We start from the raw sequence: 20,184 nt of genomic DNA, 5'->3' as shown, positions 1-20,184 counted from the left end.
GCGGGAATTAGGGGCTAAAGTCGTTCTTGAAGCGCGTCAGGGGTACGGAGCGGCGTATTTGCGGGGATTGGGCGAAGCCAGAGGCAGGTACATAATCATCGGCGACAGCGACAATACCTACGATTTCCGCGATATCCCGAAATTCCTCGCTTTGCTCCGCGAAGGATTTGATTTTGTAATGGGCTCGCGGTTCAAGGGCAGGATACGCGCAGGCGCGATGCCCTGGATGAACCGCTACGTGGGCAATCCCATACTTTCCGGGATCTGTCGGATTTTCTTCCATACCAGCCTTTCAGATATACACTGCGGTATGCGCGGCTTCAGCCGCCAGGCTTACTTGAAGATGGACCTGATCACCTTAGGTATGGAATTCGCCACCGAAATGGTGGTATCCGCTTTACGCAATAAATTAAAGATATGCGAGGTATCCATCGATTATGAGCTGCGCAGCGGAAAATCGAAGTTGAGCCCTTTGGCCGACGCCTGGAGGCATGTCAGGTTCATGCTGCTTTATTCCCCGGGGTGGCTTTATTTTATCCCCGGGATCTTAGGGTTTGTCCTGGGCGGTTTCCTTATGGCGGTTTTGTCGGGTGGGCCGGTTTTTTTTCTTGGCCGCTATTGGGATATCCATGTCCTGGCATTCGCCAGCGCCTGGTGCATACTTTCTTTTCAGATACTTAACCTGGGGGTCTACGCGCATATATTCGCGGTTAAACAGGGTTTTTTGAACAGCGACCGGCTATCTGATTTCTTTGAGCGCAAATTCGATCTGGAAAAAGGCATCTTGACCGGGGCATTGTTGTTCCTGTCCGGCCTGGCGATAAATTCCCTGATCTTTATCGAATGGCTGTCAAAGCACTTCGGCTCATTATACCGGATAAGAGAATCAATTTTTGCCCTTACTTTGCTGGTGATCGGACTGCAGACTATATTTTCCTCTTTTTTTATAAGTTTTTTGTCCTTGAAACGCAAATAAAGCTTACATAAAATTATGCTTAGTCTTGTGCTATATCTTTTATTGATCTTCGCCTTAGTCTGGGGTTGCGGCGGTTATTTCGCTTTTATGCGCGCGGTCTCCGTTTTATGCCGGAAAAAACGGGCTATCGACCAGTCGTATCAACCCAAGGCCAGCGTGATCATCCCTACGCATAACGAGGGGCTATCTATATCCGCAAAACTGGATAATATACTCGGCCAGGATTACCCGAAAGAAGACCTGCAGATCATTGTGGCGGACAGCGGTTCTTCGGATAAGACTGTTGATCTGGTCAGGGCCTACGCGGATAAAGGGGTGGAGCTGTTGATCCAAGAGCGGCGTTCGGGTAAAGGCGCGGCTGTGATCCACGCGCTTAATTATGCGAAGAACGGCATCGTTATTGTTACCGACGGTAATTCTTTTTTCGACGGGCAGGTCTTAAAGCCTCTCTTGCGGAACTTTTCCGATCCTGAGGTCGGAGGGGTAACCGGCAGGTTTTTCCTTAAAGACAATATGAAGAATGCCGAAGCATCAGGGTCGTATTCTTTTCGGGAGTATGAGAACGTTTTGCGCGGGTATGAGAGCTCTGTTGATTCGGCAGTAAGCCTTTACGGCGAGTTGTTCGCCAGCCGCAAAGAATTGATCGTTATGGACCCGGCGAATTTAACGGAAGATTTTGAGGCTTCGATCAGCCTGGTCAAAAAAGGTTTTCGCCTGGTTTATGAGCCTTTGGCCGGGATATATGAATATGCCCCTTCAAACGTGCGGGATGTGTTAATACAGAAAAAAAGGGTGGTGATCGGAACTATCCAGAGCCTGTTTAAGCACCGCGATATGCTTTTTAATCCTCGTTACGGCGGGTACGGCATGGTTATTTTGCCGGGGCATAAATTATTTCCGGCACTGGGCGTTTGGTTCATAATAGCCCTGATATTTTTTACCGCGATAGTATGGAAGGCCCTGGCTTTTTATTTGATCGTTATCGGCATAGTATCCGCGGCCATATGCGCGGGTATAGCGGTTTCCGTTTCCGGAAGGTCCCGGTTGGTAGCGTCAGGGAAATATTTTCTTTTGCTTAACCTTGCGTGTTTTTTGGCGTGGATGGATTATTTCCGTGGGAATTACGGGGTTAACTGGGAAAAGATGCGCAGTTCCCGGCCTGAAGCCGGCGCCTGATCCTTATTTTCCGCCGGTATAAAGTCTGCTCACCCGCAGGTATTCCGCGAATGATTCAGTGAATCCGGCCATTAGATTCTCCGTTTCCAGCAGCCTATCTGGTATCTTCCTGTTTTTTTGTATCGATCTTCTGCGGGCAAAGGTTGAAGGCAATAAGGGGAATATAGCGAATGTCCCTTTAAACAGGGCTTTGATATTAGCGGGCTTATATTGCAGCGCGAATAAAACCAGCTTAATAGCGGTATAGCATAAAATAAGCGCGAGAGACCGCGCCATGCGAGCCGCGCCGAAGTTTTTTATCACCGTAAGTATGGAATTGCGCTGTATATAAAAGATCCGCGCCGGGCTGTCGCGTTTGCCCATTAACGACCCGAATTTGTGGTATACTATTGACTGCGGCGCATAGACTGTTTTATACCCTGCCAGCCATGCCCTCCAGCAAAGGTCGGTATCTTCGCAGAAAATAAAATAGTTGCCGTCAAATCCCCGTAATTCCCGAAAGACGGACTTTTTGATCAATAAGCTTGCCCCGCATATAGAACCGGTTGTTTTCGGCGTATTGAATTCCTCCTGGTCTTTGGCGCCGAACCCGATATCGAAGCTTAAGCCCGCAGGGGTTATTTTCTGGCCGGCGCTATTTATAGCCATAGGCGCATCCCAAAAAAGTATTTTGCTCCCGGCGATAGCGGTATCCGGGGACTTCTCAACAGCGGCGACAAGTTTATCCAGCCAGCCGGCAGCAACCCTGGTGTCATTGTTCAGGAAAACCAGATATTCGGCGTCGATCTTATCCGCCGCTATATTGTACGCGCCGGCAAAGCCGTAATTCTTGTCCAAGGCGATTATTTTGACCCCTGGGAAGGCGGATGCAGTATAATCCCGGGATCCGTCGGTCGAGGCATTGTCCAGCAGATAGGCCTGGAAATCCGTATAGCCCTGTTCAGCAAGCGACTGGAAACAGCCTTGTAGATGGTCGCGACCGTTGTGGTTTATTACTATGACTGCGGTTTTTTTGGGCATGATGTCTTAGAATACTACTTTTTGTCTGTTCCGTAAAGTTATTTATGGTAAACGCTTTTTCATTTGCCAAGGGCGGCCAGATGTGGTAAATTAGATGAACATTTGGGTCAATGGGGCTGTAGCTCAGTTGGGAGAGCATTTCGTTCGCAACGAAGGGGTCGGGGGTTCGACTCCCCCCAGCTCCACATAATTTAATATCATTGCCCCGGCCCCAAAGGGGTGTGGGGAAAAATCGCGCCACAATAACCATTCCGCAGCAGAGGCGATTGTAAATAAATTCAAACCAGGCGAATAATTCAATCAACTGATAGCGCAACGCGAAAGCAAATGGATAATTCCGGAAAAAATATATTGGGCAACCAGACGCTCTCCTCCATTAAAAACCGGCGCAGCGTCAGGATGTTTACCGATAAACCGGTAAGCGAAAACGAACTCAAAACCATACTGCACGCGGCGAACCAGGCCCCTTCGGCGCATAATCAGCAATCTTGGCGTTTTGTTGTCTTAAGAGGCGGAAAAAAGGATGAACTGGCGGCGTTGGTGAATTCCCGGGCTAATGATTTTCCCCGCCCTTCCTCGGCATTATTGCGTATGGCGTCGCGCAGCATTGTCAGCGCTCCGGTTGTCATCGCGGTGGCAAATTCCGGAGAACTTATAACCAGGGGCACGGAGTTGTTCAAGGTGGATAGGAGCGTTGCCCATGATTTTTTCCGGATAATGGAGATCCAGAGCTCCGCAGCCGCCGTCCAGAACCTGCTTCTGTCCGCCACATCGATCGGCCTGGCTACGGTATGGCTGGGGGTGCTGGTGCTTATAAAACAGGATGTTCTGCATTTAATAGGGGAGCCGGACGGTGAATTCATGGCGGTTATCCCGGTCGGGTATCCCGCCAAATCCAGCCCCGGCCCAATGAAGCAGTCTTTGGATATGGTAGTTAAATATCTTTGATCTTATGGGACGGATCAACAGGTTTTCTCTAACCGCAGTTCTCGTTTTATTATCTTTCACTAATCTATGCCTTCCTGACGCCTGCGCGCAACCATCCCCAGAAGCGCTATACTATGAAAAACTGGATAATAAGGGCGTGCGTTGCCTGCTTTGCCCCAGGGAATGCGTTATCCTTTCCGGCAAACGCGGGTTTTGCCGGGTCCGGCAGAATTCCAACGGAATTTTGCATACGTTGTCATACGGCAGGCCGGTGGCCATGCATATCGACCCTATCGAGAAAAAGCCTTTGTTCCATTTCCTCCCCGGGAGTTCCGCTTTTTCTATGGCCTGCGCCGGATGCAACCTTACCTGCCAATTCTGCCAGAATTGGGAGATATCGCAGGCTGGCCCGGAAAAAATAAGCGTTTCTTATATCGACCCCGGGGAATTGCTTAATAAAGTTAAAGAGTCCGGGATACCCACGGTCGCCTATACTTATACCGAACCCACGGTATTCTATGAATATATCCTGGAACTCTCAAAATCGGCCAGAGCCCGGGGCGTACGCGTTGTTATGCATTCCAACGGTTATATCAATGAAAAACCGCTGCGGGAACTGGCGAAGCACCTGGACGCGGCTAATATCGATCTGAAGGGGTTCAGCGATGATTATTATTCCAGGATTGCCCAGGCAGGCCTTGCCCCGGTCTTACGGACTTTGCGGGTTTTAAAAGAGGAGGGCGTGCACCTGGAGATAACCAACCTGGTGCTTCCCGGTTATAATGACGACCTCGATACGATCAAAAAGATGTGCGAATGGATCAAGGATAATTTGGGGCCGGATACGCCTTTGCATTTTTCCAGGTTTTACCCGATGTATAAGCTTGTGGCGTTAGCGCCGACGCCGGTTGAAACGCTGGAAAAGGCAAGGGCTGTCGCCTTGGCTTGCGGGTTAAAATATGTTTATATCGGCAACGTCCCCGGGCATGGCGGGGAAAATACTTATTGCCCGAAATGCGGCAAGGTGCTGATAAAGAGAATGGGTTATGTTGTTTCCGGTAATGAGCTTAAAGACGGGGCCTGCGGTTTTTGCGGGGAGAAGATAGAGGGGATATGGCAATGAAAAGGTTTATTGTTTTTTGGGCTGTCATCTTTCAGCTATCATCTGTCAGTCTTCAACTGTCAGCTTTCAGCGCTTCGGCTGAGGATATAAAATATCCAAATGTGGCGGGGCAATTCTATCCGGCTGACCCCGGGGAATTATCTTTGATGATCGACGGTTTTTTAGTCTGGGCTGATCCTAAACCTGTTCCGGGCGATATATTAGCCATTATCGCGCCCCATGCCGGATATCAGTTCTCCGGGCAGTCAGCGGCTTTCGCTTACCGGGCGATAAAGGATAAGCCATATAAGACCGTAGTGATAATCGGGCCAAGCCATCATTTCGGTTTTAAAGGCGTGTCGGTTTATCCTGAAGGCGTATTCCGGACTCCCCTGGGCGATTTGGAAGTGGATAAAGAATTCAGCGCTCAGCTTATTGCAAGTGGCGCGGATTTTTCTTTCGAGCCCGGGGCATTCGCGCGGGAACATTCGGTGGAGGTGCAGCTGCCTTTTTTACAGCGCGCGTTGACGGGTTTTAAGATAGTTCCCGTTGTCACCGGCGAATGCGGCTGGGATGACTGTTACAGGTTGGCTATGCTTTTAAAGAATGCCATAGGCGGCCGTAAGGACGTGCTGGTGGTCGCTTCTACGGATATGTATCACGGCTATGACCGCGAGCAGGCCCAGAAGGTTGACGAGCTTACGATCTCTTATTTAAAGAGGATGGATGCCCGGGGTTTATATGACGGCCTGGCGCAGGGAAGGTTGCAGCTTTGTGGGGGATACGCGGTGGTCTCGACTATGATCCTGGCGCAGGAGATGGGCCGAGATAAATTGAATGTTTTAAATTACACTAATTCAGCCCGGGTGACCCGCGAAATGATCCGGGGGAATTGGACTGTGGGATACGCAAGCTGCGCCATCGAACAGCAAAAAGGGGGACAGATGTTAAATAACGGACAAAGGAGAAAACTGCTCGGTATTGCCCGCAGTTCCATTGAAAATTATCTTAAGACCGGCAAGAAACTCCAGTTGGATGAAACCGATCAGGCGTTGTTGAAAGAAATGGGCGCGTTTGTTACCCTGCGCGAAAAAGGGCAATTGCGCGGCTGTATAGGCAATATGGTCGGTACCCGGCCTTTGTATATGACGATCCGGGATATGGCGGTGGAAGCGGCAACCGGCGATCCGCGTTTTACCCAGGTGGAACTTGAGGAGCTGGAAAATATCGGGATAGAGATATCCGTGCTTTCCCCGATGAAAAAAGTGGATTCGGCGGATAATATCCGTTTGGGCGAGCACGGCGTCCTGGTCAGGAAAGGGTTCTCCAGCGGGGTATTCCTGCCCCAGGTAGCTGACGAAACCGGCTGGTCAAAAGAAGAATTCCTTTCGCACCTGTGCAGCGATAAGGCAGGGTTATCCCCCATGGCCTGGAAGGACAAGAATACCGAGCTGTATGTTTTTACCGCCGAGATATTCTCCGAGGAAGAAATAAGCTCCGATGAATGATGTTGCCGCGGGGATATTTTTGTCCGGATTATTCCTGGGAAGCGGGCCGTGCCTGGCCAACTGCGGGCCGTTGCTGGCCGCGTATATAACCGGGACGAATAAGAATGTCCGGCAGTCTATATCAGCCTACCTGGTATTTTCATTAAGCCGGATCGCGGTTTACGGCATTCTGGGTTTGTTGTTTTTTTACTTCGGCCAGCTGGCCGCAGAAGAATTCTTTAGCGCCTACCGCGGGTATATCTTCATAGCGGCGGGAATATTTATTTCGGTTACCGGGTTTCTGGTCATCCTGGGCAAAGGGCCGCATAACCGCTTATGCGACAGACTTTCCGGATCCTTGATACACAAGGGCAATAAGGCTATTGTCCTGATCGGCCTGGTTACCGGTGTCTCGCCGTGCCTGCCGCTTTTATCCGTGCTTTCTTATATCGGGCTGGTTTCGAAATCCTGGCAGTCAAGCCTGTTTTACGGGTTCTTATTCGGTTTAGGGACCACGTTTTCCGTCTTATTTATTCTATCCGTTTCCTGCGGCTTGATCCCCGGTTTTTTAAAGGGCAGGCCCGGGATATTGTCCGTAATTAACCGTGTTTGCGGCTTGATCTTAGTTCTTTTAGGCCTGCAGATTATTTTGAGAGGTATAAGATGAACAGGTTCTATTGCGTATCCGTAAAAATAACCGGGGACAAGGCGAGCCTCACGGAGGAAAGCGTAGTCCATCATATCCGGGATGTATTGCGGCTAAAGCCCGGGGAAGAGATGGTCGTGTTCGACCAGGCAGGCTGCCAATTCAAGGGCGTTATTAAGGCTATCCTGCCCCGGGAGATCATTGTCCGGGTCAAAGAAATCATACCCGCGGCCAAGGCGGATCACCGGGTAAAGATCTGTGTCGCCTGCGCTATTCCCAAAAGATCCAAGTTCGATGATATTATCGATAAGCTTACCCAACTGGGAGTGGACAGGATCATTCCGATGATCACCGAAAGGGTAGTGGTAAAGATGGAGAAGGAAAAGCAGGAAGCCCGCAAGGTCCGCTGGGCCAAGATCGCTTTAGCCGCTTCCCAACAGAGCCAGCGCAGCAGCATTCCGCTGGTGGAGAAGGTGATGGATTTTGGCCAGGTTATGGTTTTGTCATCGGGTTTTGATATGAGATTGATCCCAACTCTTCCCGGCAAGCGCAAGGCATTTAAAGATATACTTGAAGCCGCCAAGCCGGAAAACATCATGGTTTTGATCGGCCCTGAAGGCGACTTCTCAGAAGATGAAACCGCGGCAGCGCTGCGGTCGGGATTTATCCCGGTATCCCTGGGTGATCTGGTCATGCGCGTGGAGACAGCGGCTGTTTATGTTGCCGCAATACTTAATTATGAGCTATCCTGCCGCAACTAAAACAATTAAATTTATAACCCTGGGCTGCAAGGTGAACCAGTATGACACGCAGTTGATGCGCGAGTCTTTGTTAGCCGCTGGTTTTAAAGAAACTCAAGCTAAAGACGCGTCAGCGGATGTGTATGTGGTCAATACCTGCACTGTGACCCATAAGGCTGATCGGGATTCCCTTTATTCCATTCATCGCAGCCTGCGCCGGAATCCCAAAGCCAGACTGGTGGTGACCGGATGCCTGGCTGAATTGGATAAACAGCTTTTGAAACAGCAGCCAGGATCAGCATTGATCGTGAGTAACCGGGACAAAGCCAAGGTAGTCAGCTTGATGCGCAAGAGATTTCCCGGGTTATTCCGCAGGGGTCCTGCCCGATCAGGGGGACTGAACAAAGGCATAACTTTCTTTCAGGGGCATACCCGGGCTTTTTTAAAGGTCCAGGACGGATGCAATAATCGCTGCAGTTATTGCAAGGTGCCGTTGGTCAGAGGGGTATCCCGCAGCCAGCCTGTATCTCTAGTCAGGAAGCAGGCAGAGGCGTTAGCCCGGAATGGTTTTAAAGAAGTGGTTTTGACCGGTATATGCCTCGGGTCATACGGCAAAGACCTCGCCCGTAAGGCAGACCTGGTAGACCTGATCAATGCTATTGAAGATATCCCCGGGCTGGCCAGGATACGCTTGAGTTCGATCGAGGCCGGGGACGTATCCGCGAGGCTGATCAGAAAGATAGCTTCTTCCGGCAAATTATGCAACCACCTGCATATACCCATACAAAGCGGGGATGCCCGGATACTTAAAAAGATGAACCGCAGGTATTCGCCTGAAGATTATCTCAAGCTTATCCGCAGGATAAAGGCGAGTATTCCGGATATCGCCATTACTACCGATGTCCTGGTTGGTTTTCCCGGTGAAAAAGAAGAAAACTTCCAGAATACCCTGGATCTGATCAAAGATATCCTTCCTTTGCGTTTGCATGTGTTCGCCTACAGCCCCAGGGAACATACCCGGGCCTGCGATATGCCCCAGGCAGCCGCGGCTGAAGTTGTAAAGGAAAGATGCCTCAGGCTCAAAGCTGCCGGCCAAAAGTGCGGACAAGCGTATCAAAGGCATTTTCTTTCCAGGAGAATGGATGTTTTAGTGGAAGATCGGCCAGCAGAGGGCAATTCGTTATGGGAAGGGCACACATCGAATTATATAAAGGTATTGTTCAAATCTCCCCTTGACCTTAAGAACCGGCTTATTCCGGTGAAATTGACCGGGAATAGCGCTGATACAATGTCCGCTGTTTTGGCCCGCCAAACCGCTTAATTTTAAGGTTGACACCGGTTTGAATCAATGGTATATTATTTCCTTAATTAAATCATAAAAATACGAAAGGAGATGATTAAATTGCCTAAAGTTGAGATCAAGGAAGGAGATTCCTTTGAATCCGCGATCCGCCGTTTCAAACGCCAGATCGAGCAGGAAGGGATATTAAGGGAAGTAAGGGACCGCAAGCATTACCAGAAGCCCAGCGAGAAGAAAAGAAGGAAGATGCGGGAAAGAAGGTAAAGATGGGGCTGGTATTTTCTACTTCCTGGAACGCCTTTCGCCACACGCACGCGGAAAAACTGATATTTGAGATAAAGGAACTGGGTTTCAATGAAATAGAGCTGAGCTTCAACCTTACCGCTGATATGGTAGGGGAGATCGAAGGCCTGGTCAAAAAGGCCGGCATCTCGGTAAGAAGCGTGCATAATTTTTGTCCTATCCCCGCCGGCGTTGAACGTAAACTCGCCTTGCCTGATTATTATTCCATGTCCTCCCCGGACGACGAGGAAAGGGCAAAAGCCGTAAAACAGACCAAAGGGACAATTGATACCGCTGCCAGGCTGAACGCCTCGGCAGCAGTTTTACATTGCGGCAGGGTTGAAATACCTGACCGGACCCGAAAGCTGATCGCGTTGTACGCCGAAGGCAAGTCCGGCGCCCCGGAATTTCTGGAACTCCGGGATCAGATGGCCGCAGAACGCAAAACCCGCCAAAAACCATATTTTGAGAATACGCTTAAAAGCCTGGACGAACTTAACCGCTATGCCGACAAAAAAGGCGTAGCCTTGGGCGTGGAAAACCGTTTTTATTACCGGGAAATACCGGATTTTTCCGAGATCGGACTTATTTTAAACGCATTCAAGGGATCGCGTATATTCTACTGGCATGATGTGGGGCACGCCCAGGTTATGGATAATCTCGGGTTGTCCAGGCACAGGGATTATCTGGATTTGTATAAAGACCGGTTGTTCGGCGTGCATTTGCATGATCTTAAAGGATGCGTTGACCACCATGCTCCTTTTACAGGGGGGTTTGATTTTAAAAAACTTCTCCCATACCTGAAAAAAGACACCTTGAAGGTAATTGAGGCGCATTATCCGGCGACCCCGGAGGATATCGTCGGGGGCCGGAAGATACTGGAGGCGGACTTTAATGGGAAGCTTTAAGGTGCGCATGCCTGCGGTCGCGGGACAGTTCTATCCTTCAACCCCTAAAAAATTATCCGCGTTGATCTCAGGGTTTATTGATAAAGACGCCAAGCGTTTGGATGCTATCGCCTGCGTTATGCCTCATGCCGGATATGTTTATTCCGGGGCAGTGGCCGCAGCGGTCGTATCCCGGCTTAAAGTAAAGGACCGGATCATCATCCTGGGGCCGAACCATACCGGCGCGGGCGCAGCTTTCAGCATAATGCCTAAAGGTATATGGCAGACGCCTCTGGGCGAAGTTCCCGTTGATGAGGAATTGGCAGCCGGGATAATGCGTAACTGCGGATTTTTGGCTGATAACGATCTGGCGCATTTAGATGAGCATTCCCTAGAAGTGGAGATCCCGTTCTTTCAGTATTTTAATAAAGATTTTCAGATCGTCCCGATAGTGATCGGCTCGCATGATCCGGAATACCTGAAACAACTGGGTTTGGGTATTGCCGCGGCGGTTAAGGAAGCGGATTTAAAAGATTCTGTCCTGATCGTCGCCAGTTCGGATATGACCCATTACGAGCCGCAGGAAAAAGCCGAGGCCAAGGATAAACAGGCTATTCAGGCTATTCTGGAACTTGATGAGGATAAGCTCACGCGCGCGGTGGTTGAGCTGGACATCTCTATGTGCGGTTATGCCCCGGTTGCGGCGATGATCCGCTGCGCAAAGGAACTCGGAGCAGGCAAGGCGGAGTTGGTTAAATACGAAACCAGCGGTAAAGTTTCCGGCGATACCACAAGCGTGGTAGGTTATGCCGGGATAATCATTTATTAACAGGGCACTTTTGTTTTAAGTTGAGGGCCGTCCCTAACAAAAGGATATATTATGGATGAACAGATCAAAAAAAGCGACGAAAGCTGGAAAGAAGCTGTAGAAAAGGAAAAACAGGCGCAGGCTAAAGAACCGGTTGCTGACGGTGCATCTTTGCCGGTCCAGGCGGATTTTACTTTTTTTGTGACCACGCTTTCCATACAAGCGGCGATCGCTTTGGGCTCTATGCCTAATCCGGCTACCCAGCAGGTCGAGAGCAACCTTAACCAGGCCAAGCTTATTATCGATACCCTGGCGATGATCAAGGAAAAGACCCATGGCAACCTGAACGCTGAAGAAGATAGTTTGATCGACAATATGCTTTATGATCTGCGTATGCAATATGTGGAGAAGACAAAACCACCAATTCAATAAGGGATTTGCACCCGGCGTAATCGGAATGTACGCCGGTGTTGTGTTTGTACACAAGGAGGTTCTAAATGATCGATAAGGAACTTTTGGATATACTGGCCTGCCCGTTTTGTAAAGGCGATGTCGAACTTAAGGAAAACAAGATCGTCTGTGTCAAATGCAACAGGAAATACCCGGTAAAGGACGGCATCCCGGTGATGCTGATCGACGAAGCGGAGAAATAAATGAAGAAAATACTCGTAATACACGGCCCGAACCTTGACTTGTTGGGAACCCGCGAGCCGGCTGTTTACGGCAAGGTTACCCTGAAGCAGATAAACGAAAGCCTTAAAAAGGCGGGCCTGCGCAAGAAAGCTAAGCTTACCATAGTCCAGTCAAATCATGAAGGCAAGATCGTTGATCTGATCGGCAAGGCGAAGTCCGGATCCTTCGGCGGTATACTGATCAATCCGGCCGCTTATACCCATACCAGCATCGCTATCCGCGACGCCTTGGCTGCCTGCGGCGTCACGGCTGTGGAAGTGCACCTTTCCAATATATATTGCCGCGAGGAATTCCGGCAAAAATCCCTGGTCAGCCCCGTCGTTAAAGGGACGATTATGGGTTTTGGCGCGAAAAGCTATTTGTTGGGGCTGGAAGCGCTTCTGGACTTGATCTCATAGGCCTTGAATGAACCCTAAGATAACCAATATTTACCGCAGCCTGGCTAAGGACAATATTGACGGTTTGCTTTTGTCTTCTGACGCTAATTGTTCATACCTCTGCGGATACCCCAGCAGGGATTCTTACCTTTTGGTATCTTCGCGAAAAAACGTTTATTTTACGGATTCGCGTTATACTGCCGAAGCCAGGAAGCACCTTACGGGCTGCGCGGTTGAACCGGTAAGCGGGTCTGTTTTCAGGAAGATAGCTGAAGCTTGCCGGGGTCTCAAGGTTAAATGCCTGGGTTTTGAGGAAAGGCATCTTCCGTACGCCGAATACCGGCAGATCCGCAAAGAATTGCCTGATCCCATAGGCCTGGCGCCTACCTGGGGTTTGGTCGAGGAATTAAGGCAGATAAAGACAGCGGAAGAGATCGCCAGGATCAGAAAAGCCTGCGCCATAACTATGGAGGCCTTTGAATTCATCCGGGAATACATACGGCCCGGGGTCAAAGAAATCGAGGTGGCTGCCGAGCTGGAGCGGTTTATCCGTTATCGGGGCGCCGGGAGCGCGGCTTTTGACATAATCGTGGCCAGCGGCCCGAATTCCAGCTTTCCGCACCATATCACTTCGCAGCGCAGGATCAAGGATAATGAACCGGTATTCCTGGATATGGGGGTTGATTACCAGGGGTATAAATCAGACTTGACAAGGGTAATCTTGTTGGGTAAAATGAATACTCTTGTGGGCAATATATATAGAATAGTCCTGGAAGCCCAGAAACGGGCGATCTCCGGGATAAGGCCGGGCGCGCCCATAAGCAGGATCGACAGCCTGGCCAGGGATCATATAGAGAAAAAAGGATACGGCGGGTATTTCGGGCACGGGCTGGGCCATGGTCTGGGCCTGGAGATCCATGAAGCCCCGCATATCGGCGGAAAACAGATAAAAAAGCTTCAGGCTGGTATGGTATTTACCGTGGAACCGGCGATCTACATCCCGGGGAAGTTCGGTATCAGGATTGAAGACATGGTTTTAGTGACCAGGAAAGGAAGCGAGGTTATCAGTGGCTCTCTCAATAAATGAAATAAAGAACGGCGTAACTATTCTCGTCGATAACAATGTCTATATGGTCATAGATTTCCAACACGTCAAGCCCGGCAAGGGCGCGGCGTTCGTGCGCACCAAGATGCGTAATCTGCGCAATAACAACGTCCTGGAACAGACATTCCGCGGCGATGAAAAGATCGAAGAGGCGTATATCGAAGAAAGAAAACTGCAGTTCCAGTATTCTTCCGGGGATATGTATCATTTTATGGACCAGGAGAATTACGAGGAAGTAGGCATTGAGGAGGATAAGCTGGGGGATCAGGTCAAGTTCCTAAAGGATAACCTGGAGGTAAAAGCTTATTATTACAAGGAATCCGTCTTATACGTAAATCTTCCGAATTTCATAGAGTTCAAGATCACCCATACAGAGCCGGGTATTAAGGGCGATACCGCTAAAAGCGGGACAAAGCCCGCTGCTATAGATACCGGGGCGAATGTCCAGGTGCCGCTTTTTATCGATGCCGGGGATGTGATCAAAGTGGATACGCGCACCGGTTCATATGTGGAACGGGTAAACCAGTAACTTTTTAAGCCTGCCACAAGACAAAGGGGTTTAAATGAACGTAAAAGAGATCAAGGAAATGCTGAATCTTATGAGCGAGAACAGCCTGGTGGAGCTGGAGATCGAAAAGGACGGCATGCGCATCCGGTTGAAGAAAGCCGCTGCCGCCAACGATAACTACAGCGGCCCGATAGTCATCGAGCGCCAGAATATCAGCCAGGCGGAGCCGGCTAATGCCGCCCCTGCGCCGAACGACAAGGCTTCCACAAAGGCCTTGGAGATCAAGGCGCCTATGGTCGGGACGTTCTATCGTGCGCCTTCGCCGGAGGCGCCGCCTTACTGCGAGGTGGGCCAGGTGATCGAGCCGGGCCAGGTGGTCTGCATCATCGAAGCGATGAAGCTGATGAACGAAATAAAATCCGAGGTTAGGGGTAAACTTGTGGAAGTCCTGGTTGACAACGCCGAGCCTGTGGAATACGGCCAGTCAATGTTCATAATCGAGCCTGTCTAAAATGTTCTCTAAAATACTAATAGCGAACCGCGGTGAGATAGCCTTAAGGATAATCCGCGCCTGCCGGGAGTTGGGGATACGGTCGGTGGCGGTTTATTCCGAGCCGGATAAGAATTCCATGCATGTGCGTTTTGCCGATGAGGCCATTTGTATCGGCCAGGCGGCCAGCAGCAAAAGTTACCTTAATATCCCGGCGATCATCAGCGCTGCTGAGATAACCGATGTTGAGGCGATCCATCCCGGCTATGGTTTTCTGGCGGAAAACAGCCACTTCGCGGAGATCTGCGAGTCCTGCCATATAAAATTCATCGGTCCTACCGCGGAAAATATCAAGATGATGGGCGATAAGATGTGCGCGCGCACCACCGTGCAAAAGGTCGGGCTTCCGGTAGTCCCGGGGAGCCTGGGCGCCGTTAAGACAAAAGAAGAGGCTTTAAAGACCGCGCAGAAGATCGGTTACCCGGTTATTATCAAGGCAGTGGCGGGCGGCGGCGGAAAAGGCATGCGCATCTGCCATAATGATATAACTTTGGCCAGCAGTTTTATGACCGCCCGTTCCGAGGCCGAGGCTAATTTCGGCAATCCCAATGTCTATATCGAAAAATATATCGAGAAACCGCGCCACGTGGAGATACAACTGCTGGCGGATCAGTATGGCCACGTGCTTTACCTGGGTGAAAGGGACTGCAGTATCCAGCGCCGGCATCAGAAGCTGCTGGAGGAAGCCCCTTCGACCATGGTGGACAGCAAGACCCGCAAGAAATTGGGCGAGTTGGCGGTAAAAGCGGCCAAGGCGGTGAATTACGTTAACGCCGGGACCATGGAATTCCTGATGGATATTCACAAGAATTTTTATTTTATGGAGATGAACACTCGGATCCAGGTGGAACATCCGGTAACCGAGGCGGTAACCGGCATAGACCTGATCAAGGAGCAGATAAGGATCGCTGCCGGGGAGAGATTGAACCTCAAACAGGAGGATATCAGGGTTAACGGCGCGGCGATCGAATGCCGTATAAACGCAGAGGATTACGAGAACAATTTTATGCCCTGCCCCGGCAAGGTCGAGATGTTGAACCTGCCCGGCGGACCGGGCGTCCGGGTGGACACGCATATATACCAGGGGTATGATATTGCCCCGCATTACGATTCGCTGGTAGCCAAGTTGATCGTTCACGGCAAGGACCGCAAAGAGGCGATCAGCATAATGCGCAGGGCGCTGAATGAGTTCAATATCGGCCCGATAAAGACCACAATACCGTTCCATATCCGCGTGTTGGACAACCCGCTTTTCATAAAAGGCGATATCTCCACTCATTTTGTTCAGGAGATGCTGGCCGAAGGCCAGGAATCCGACGCGGAATGAAACATACGGCAAAGATAAGAGGTGTACGCTATGCTGCATAATGACGAGTCGCGCAATGATTACGGTTTGGTAAAGATACACCGCAATGTTATCTCTTCGATCTCGGCGATCGCGTCTTCCGAGGTCGATGGCGTTAAGTGCGTTGGCAAAAACCTTAAATCAAGGTTTTTTGAGTTGCTGGGCAGGCGCTCGCCCAGCACGATCAGGGTGGAATTCGATAAGAATGACGAGGTCTGGGTGCTGATCCCGATAGTAATCAAATACGGGTATAATATCCCGGAGGTAGCCGGCAAGGTCCAGGAGAATGTGCGCAACTCCCTGGAGAAGATGACCAATCTTTCCATAAAAGATATCAATATTAACGTAAAGAGCATAGAAAAAGTCTGATTAAAAAGGGGGCGTTATGAGAATCTTCAATGTTCTGGGTATTTTGTTTTATGCCAGCATACTTATCCTTATCGGGCTGGCAATGGTGTTTTTTTCTTTTAATATAATCCCCCCCTCGGATATCGGCAGCCTCTTTGTTTACGTGCAGGGCAATATTAATTCCAGGATAATAATCGGCCTTTCGGGGCTGCTCTTGATCCTGGTAAGTTTTTCTTTCGCCCAGCTTATCCTGGGCAGGTTCCAGAGCGAAAAGACGATCGCCTTTACTACCGCGTCAGGCGAAGTGACCATAGCGCTTTCCGCCATCGAGGACCTGATCAAGCATTTTGTGTTGATCATCCCGGAAATAAGGGAATTGCGGCCTGACGTGATCGCCACTAAAAAAGGCATTGTAGTGGACCTGAAGGTCGCGCTTAAATCTGAAGCGAACCTTCCGGAGCTTACCGCCCGCCTGCAGGAAATAACCAAATCCAAGATACAGGAGGTGCTGGGGTTGGAAGAGCAGATCATTATCCGCGTGCATATTTCGAAGATAGTTTCCCGTGAAGACAAGGAACGCAAGAAAAGGGAAGCTGAAAGTCCGGAGCCTGCGATACCTTTTGGGGGTTACGGAAGGGTGTGATTTAAAAACAGTACACTATCGCACCCCGCGCTAATCGGAATTGCGCGGGTGTCCGCCGGGTGGCGGAGAATACGCGTCGGTATTCAGTCGGTATTGACACCCGGTGCAATCGGTATATGCACCGGTATTGTATCTCTATACAAGGAGGAAACAGGTAATGGCAACGATCGGCATACTCACAGGCGGCGGGGATTGCCCGGGTTTGAACCCGGTGATCAGGGCAGTGGTCAGGAAGGCCTTCAATGAAGGATTTGAGGTTATAGGTTTTAAGAACGGATGGAAAGGCCTGATCGAGAATGACACGATGAATCTTGATCTGGGGTCGGTTTCCGGTATCCTGCCTAAAGGCGGGACCATACTGGGCACCAGCAGGACCAACCCTTATAAAAAAGAAGGCGGGGTGGATAAGGTAAAGGATAATTTCAAAAAGAACAAGCTTGACGCGTTGGTCGCGGTCGGCGGCGAAGATACCTTGGGCGTGGCTAATAAGCTGACTAAAGACGGGATCCCCAATATAGTGGGCGTTCCCAAGACCATTGATAACGACCTTTCGGCCACTGATTATACTTTTGGTTTTGATACCGCGATCAATATCGCCACCGAGTGCATAGACAGGCTGCATACCACCGCAGAGAGTCATCACCGTATTATGGTAGCCGAGGTTATGGGCAGGCACGCTGGATGGATCGCCCTGGAATCCGGCATCGCCGGAGGCGCGGACGTGATTTTGATCCCGGAGATCCCCATTGATATGGACGAGGTTTGCGCGATCATCAAGAAACGGCACGGCCGCGGCAAGACCTTCAGCATTGTAGTGGTCGCGGAAGGCGCGCAATTCAAATCCCAGGATGTCACTCAGGAAGAAAAGTTGGATGAGTTCGGGCATGTCCGCCTGGGAGGTATCGGCGAGATGCTGGCCAAGGAGATAGAGAAAAGGACCGGCTATGAGACCCGGGTCAGCGTATTCGGGCATATACAAAGAGGCGGCTCTCCGACTGCCTTTGACCGTATATTGGGGACCAGGTTCGGGGTGAAAGCGGTTGAGCTTATAACCAAGAAGGATTTCGGCAAAATGGTCGCTTTACGCGGCAATTCCATCGTCGCCGTTCCTTTGGAAGAAGCGGTCAAAGAATTGAAGACCGTGGATATGGAGCTCTACGACATCGCCAAGGTGTTCTTCGGATAACCTTTAAAATAAGGGGATGACAAAATGAGAGACAGGATCAAGGATCTGCTCCTGGAAAGCATACAGGTAAAAGAAGACCTCCTGCGCACCCGGATCGACAATATTATCAATATAGCCAATCTGATCATCGAATCCTTGAAGAAGAACGGCAAAGTCATCCTTTTTGGCAACGGCGGTTCAGCCAGCGACAGCCAGCATATCGCCGCCGAGCTCGTCGGAAGGTTCAAGAAAGACCGTACCGCGCTGGCCGCTATAGCCTTGACCACCAATACCTCGATCTTGACCTCTTTGGCCAATGATTACGGTTATGAAATAATTTTTTCCCGGCAGATCGAAGCGCTGGGGCAAAAGAACGACATTGCTATCGGCATATCCACCAGCGGCAAGGCCAAAAACGTCGCTGCCGGCATAAAACAGGCAAAGAAAATGGGGATAAAAACCGTGGCGCTTACCGGCGGGGACGGCGGCGAGTTGATCAAGCTGGCGGATGTCTCTTTGATGGTCCCGTCATCGGTTACTGCCAGGGTTCAGGAGGCGCATATCACCATAGGCCATATAGTATGCGAAATGGCGGAACAGGCGTTATGTTAGAGGCAAAGGTAAAAAGCCTGCGTCGGTTGGCCAAAGAAGTTTCGCGCCTGAGGCGCCAGGGCAAGAAGGTTGTGTTCACCAACGGTTGTTTCGATCTTTTACATTACGGCCACTTGAAATACCTGGAAAGCGCCAGGTCGGCCGGGGATATCCTGGTCGTGGGAGTGAACAGCGACGCTTCGGTAAAAAGGCTGAAAGGCCCTAAGAGGCCGATAGTCGGCCAGAAATACCGGGTCAGGCTTATCGCCGGATTGGAGTGCGTGGATTACGCGGTCGTTTTCGGGCAGGATACGCCGCTTGAGGTAATAAAAACCGTAAAACCGGATATCCTGGTCAAGGGCGCTGACTGGAAAAGATCGCAGATCGTCGGCGGCGATTTTGTCGCTAAAAACGGCGGCAAGGTATTGACCATAAAATTCGAAAAAGGCTTATCCACCACCAGCCTGATCAATAAAATTGTCCAGAGTTTGCAGGGATAAAAAAATTTTCCGTGTAATTGACGCCAACCTTAACCGGGTTAAAGAGGGGTTGCGCGTATGCGAAGAGGTCATCCGTTTCATCCTGGACGACCGCTCTTTGACCGTCGGATTTAAAGCGGTCCGGCACCGGGTTGATCTGGCTGCGGTTGGCTGCCCCAAGCGTGATGCATTGTTGGGATCGCGCTCGAGCAAGCGGGATGTGGGCAGAACGGTATCTTCCGTCCGCGGTGAATTCAAGAGGAGCGGTTACCGCGACATATTCCTGGCAAATATCCAGCGGGTCAAAGAATCAATCAGGGTGCTTGAGGAATTTTCCAAGCTTAACCGGATCGACGCGGCCTTGAAATTCAAGGCGTTGCGATATGATGTCTATGAACTGGAAAAGAAGGTTATTAAGAAGTTCGGCTCTTTATGTGATAATAGATAAAGCGGTCCTGGGGAAGAGGCCGTTGGCGCAAACCGCCAGAAAAGCGGTTTCCTGCGGGGGAATGATCCTGCAACTGCGGGATAAGGCCGGTTCAAGGCGGGAGATCCTCGCGGATGCCCAGGTTTTAAGCAGGATAGCCGCGGAGAATAAAAGCGTTTTCATCGTTAACGATCATCCGGATATCGCCCTGTTCAGCAAGGCTGACGGCGTGCATCTGGGGCAGGATGATCTGCCGGTAAGGCTGGTGCGGAAATTATTAGGCAGGAAAATGATCATCGGTGTTTCCTGCTCCAATATAGATCAGGCAATAAAGGCGCAGCGCGAAGGCGCCGACTATATTGGGATAGGTCCGATATTCCCCACCTCTACCAAGCCGGATACAAAAGCTATAGGCCTGGGCTTGGTCCGCCAGTGCTGTAAATCGATAAGAATACCATTTTTTCCGATAGGCGGTATCGGTCTCGGCAATATCAAAAAAATAAGATCGCAGGGCTCGCGCCAGGCGGCGGTCTGCCGGGAGGTGATCGCGGCGGCTGACGTTAAAAAATCAGTGAGCAGTCTTTCTGAACTTTTAATTTAAA

Annotated in this window: 26 protein-coding genes and 1 tRNA gene; 26 read left to right on the top strand and 1 reads right to left on the bottom strand. The window is 50.4% G+C overall.

The features are described from left to right. Together M0R35_03420 and M0R35_03415 are read left to right on the top strand one after the other, a co-directional pair. On the top strand, positions 1-976 hold a 976-nt coding region (locus M0R35_03420), incomplete at its 5' end, for a glycosyltransferase family 2 protein (protein ID MCK9594708.1). 15 nt (positions 977-991) lie between these two features. Beyond that, positions 992-2,152: a glycosyltransferase gene (locus M0R35_03415; protein ID MCK9594707.1), complete on the top strand. Its 1,161-nt coding sequence runs from the start codon at positions 992-994 to the stop codon at positions 2,150-2,152. A 3-nt stretch (positions 2,153-2,155) separates the two neighbouring features. Here M0R35_03415 and M0R35_03410 read toward each other — a convergent pair whose 3' ends face one another. Next, on the bottom strand, positions 2,156-3,172 hold the full coding sequence (locus M0R35_03410; protein MCK9594706.1) for a glycosyltransferase family 2 protein: 1,017 nt from the start codon (positions 3,170-3,172) through the stop codon (positions 2,156-2,158). A 112-nt stretch (positions 3,173-3,284) separates the two neighbouring features. Here M0R35_03410 and M0R35_03405 point away from each other — a divergent pair. The 24 genes from M0R35_03405 to thiE all read left to right on the top strand — a co-directional run bounded on the left by M0R35_03405 (position 3,285) and on the right by thiE (position 20,183). Next, positions 3,285-3,357, top strand: a tRNA-Ala gene (locus M0R35_03405). Between the two features lie 142 nt (positions 3,358-3,499). Further along, positions 3,500-4,120, top strand: coding sequence for a nitroreductase family protein (locus M0R35_03400; protein ID MCK9594705.1), 621 nt, complete (start codon positions 3,500-3,502; stop codon positions 4,118-4,120). 4 nt (positions 4,121-4,124) lie between these two features. Continuing rightward, positions 4,125-5,222 (top strand): AmmeMemoRadiSam system radical SAM enzyme, encoded by a 1,098-nt coding sequence (gene amrS / locus M0R35_03395; protein MCK9594704.1) that lies wholly within the window; start codon positions 4,125-4,127, stop codon positions 5,220-5,222. Further along, positions 5,219-6,709 carry an AmmeMemoRadiSam system protein B gene (amrB, locus tag M0R35_03390; protein ID MCK9594703.1) on the top strand — a complete coding sequence of 497 codons (1,491 nt, stop codon included), beginning with the start codon at positions 5,219-5,221 and terminating at the stop codon, positions 6,707-6,709. The genes amrS and amrB (M0R35_03390) overlap by 4 nt, the downstream gene beginning before the upstream one ends. Further along, a complete protein-coding gene (locus tag M0R35_03385; protein MCK9594702.1) occupies positions 6,702-7,355 on the top strand; it encodes a sulfite exporter TauE/SafE family protein in 654 nt (217 codons plus the stop codon). Before amrB (M0R35_03390) ends, M0R35_03385 begins: the two co-directional genes overlap by 8 nt. After that, positions 7,352-8,095: a 16S rRNA (uracil(1498)-N(3))-methyltransferase gene (locus M0R35_03380; GenBank protein ID MCK9594701.1), complete on the top strand. Its 744-nt coding sequence runs from the start codon at positions 7,352-7,354 to the stop codon at positions 8,093-8,095. Before M0R35_03385 ends, M0R35_03380 begins: the two co-directional genes overlap by 4 nt. Then, positions 8,073-9,395, top strand: a complete 1,323-nt coding sequence (gene mtaB / locus M0R35_03375) for a tRNA (N(6)-L-threonylcarbamoyladenosine(37)-C(2))-methylthiotransferase MtaB (protein ID MCK9594700.1) — start codon at positions 8,073-8,075, stop codon at positions 9,393-9,395. Before M0R35_03380 ends, mtaB begins: the two co-directional genes overlap by 23 nt. An 81-nt stretch (positions 9,396-9,476) precedes the next feature. Next, positions 9,477-9,638 (top strand): 30S ribosomal protein S21, encoded by a 162-nt coding sequence (gene rpsU / locus M0R35_03370; protein MCK9594699.1) that lies wholly within the window; start codon positions 9,477-9,479, stop codon positions 9,636-9,638. Between the two features lie 2 nt (positions 9,639-9,640). After that, positions 9,641-10,564, top strand: coding sequence for a sugar phosphate isomerase/epimerase (locus M0R35_03365; protein MCK9594698.1), 924 nt, complete (start codon positions 9,641-9,643; stop codon positions 10,562-10,564). Beyond that, on the top strand, positions 10,551-11,372 hold the full coding sequence (gene amrB, locus M0R35_03360) for an AmmeMemoRadiSam system protein B (protein ID MCK9594697.1): 822 nt from the start codon (positions 10,551-10,553) through the stop codon (positions 11,370-11,372). Before M0R35_03365 ends, amrB (M0R35_03360) begins: the two co-directional genes overlap by 14 nt. Positions 11,373-11,423: 51 nt before the next feature. Continuing rightward, complete coding sequence (locus M0R35_03355) at positions 11,424-11,783, top strand: DUF1844 domain-containing protein (protein ID MCK9594696.1); 360 nt, start codon at positions 11,424-11,426, stop codon at positions 11,781-11,783. Positions 11,784-11,848: 65 nt separating this feature from the next. Beyond that, positions 11,849-12,004, top strand: a complete 156-nt coding sequence (locus M0R35_03350; GenBank protein ID MCK9594695.1) for a Trm112 family protein — start codon at positions 11,849-11,851, stop codon at positions 12,002-12,004. Then, positions 12,005-12,442, top strand: a complete 438-nt coding sequence (gene aroQ, locus M0R35_03345) for a type II 3-dehydroquinate dehydratase (protein ID MCK9594694.1) — start codon at positions 12,005-12,007, stop codon at positions 12,440-12,442. Between the two features lie 7 nt (positions 12,443-12,449). After that, positions 12,450-13,508, top strand: a complete 1,059-nt coding sequence (locus tag M0R35_03340) for a Xaa-Pro peptidase family protein (GenBank protein MCK9594693.1) — start codon at positions 12,450-12,452, stop codon at positions 13,506-13,508. A 43-nt stretch (positions 13,509-13,551) separates the two neighbouring features. Further along, positions 13,552-14,055, top strand: coding sequence for an elongation factor P (gene efp, locus M0R35_03335; GenBank protein ID MCK9594692.1), 504 nt, complete (start codon positions 13,552-13,554; stop codon positions 14,053-14,055). Positions 14,056-14,089: 34 nt separating this feature from the next. Further along, positions 14,090-14,545 (top strand): acetyl-CoA carboxylase biotin carboxyl carrier protein, encoded by a 456-nt coding sequence (gene accB / locus M0R35_03330; protein ID MCK9594691.1) that lies wholly within the window; start codon positions 14,090-14,092, stop codon positions 14,543-14,545. A gap of 1 nt (position 14,546) precedes the next feature. Beyond that, positions 14,547-15,911, top strand: coding sequence for an acetyl-CoA carboxylase biotin carboxylase subunit (gene accC, locus M0R35_03325; protein ID MCK9594690.1), 1,365 nt, complete (start codon positions 14,547-14,549; stop codon positions 15,909-15,911). A gap of 30 nt (positions 15,912-15,941) precedes the next feature. After that, positions 15,942-16,298 (top strand): Asp23/Gls24 family envelope stress response protein, encoded by a 357-nt coding sequence (locus M0R35_03320; protein MCK9594689.1) that lies wholly within the window; start codon positions 15,942-15,944, stop codon positions 16,296-16,298. Between the two features lie 16 nt (positions 16,299-16,314). After that, positions 16,315-16,920, top strand: coding sequence for an alkaline shock response membrane anchor protein AmaP (amaP, locus tag M0R35_03315; protein MCK9594688.1), 606 nt, complete (start codon positions 16,315-16,317; stop codon positions 16,918-16,920). A 157-nt stretch (positions 16,921-17,077) separates the two neighbouring features. Next, the gene (locus M0R35_03310) at positions 17,078-18,106 is read left to right on the top strand and encodes a 6-phosphofructokinase (protein ID MCK9594687.1); all 1,029 of its coding nucleotides are present in this window, start codon (positions 17,078-17,080) and stop codon (positions 18,104-18,106) included. A 24-nt stretch (positions 18,107-18,130) separates the two neighbouring features. Next, complete coding sequence (locus M0R35_03305; protein MCK9594686.1) at positions 18,131-18,697, top strand: D-sedoheptulose 7-phosphate isomerase; 567 nt, start codon at positions 18,131-18,133, stop codon at positions 18,695-18,697. Continuing rightward, a complete protein-coding gene (gene rfaE2, locus M0R35_03300) occupies positions 18,691-19,176 on the top strand; it encodes a D-glycero-beta-D-manno-heptose 1-phosphate adenylyltransferase (protein ID MCK9594685.1) in 486 nt (161 codons plus the stop codon). Before M0R35_03305 ends, rfaE2 begins: the two co-directional genes overlap by 7 nt. After that, entirely contained in the window at positions 19,154-19,603 is a 450-nt protein-coding gene (locus M0R35_03295; protein MCK9594684.1) for a thiamine-phosphate pyrophosphorylase, read from the top strand. Before rfaE2 ends, M0R35_03295 begins: the two co-directional genes overlap by 23 nt. Continuing rightward, on the top strand, positions 19,590-20,183 hold the full coding sequence (gene thiE / locus M0R35_03290; protein MCK9594683.1) for a thiamine phosphate synthase: 594 nt from the start codon (positions 19,590-19,592) through the stop codon (positions 20,181-20,183). The genes M0R35_03295 and thiE overlap by 14 nt, the downstream gene beginning before the upstream one ends. Position 20,184: the final 1 nt, after the last annotated feature.

This window comes from Candidatus Omnitrophota bacterium, from assembly GCA_023227985.1.
Lineage (GTDB): Bacteria > Omnitrophota > Gorgyraeia > Gygaellales > Profunditerraquicolaceae > JALOCB01.
The sequence above is the reverse complement of the archived record's forward strand: the minus strand, read 5'-3'. Positions and strand labels throughout refer to the sequence as shown.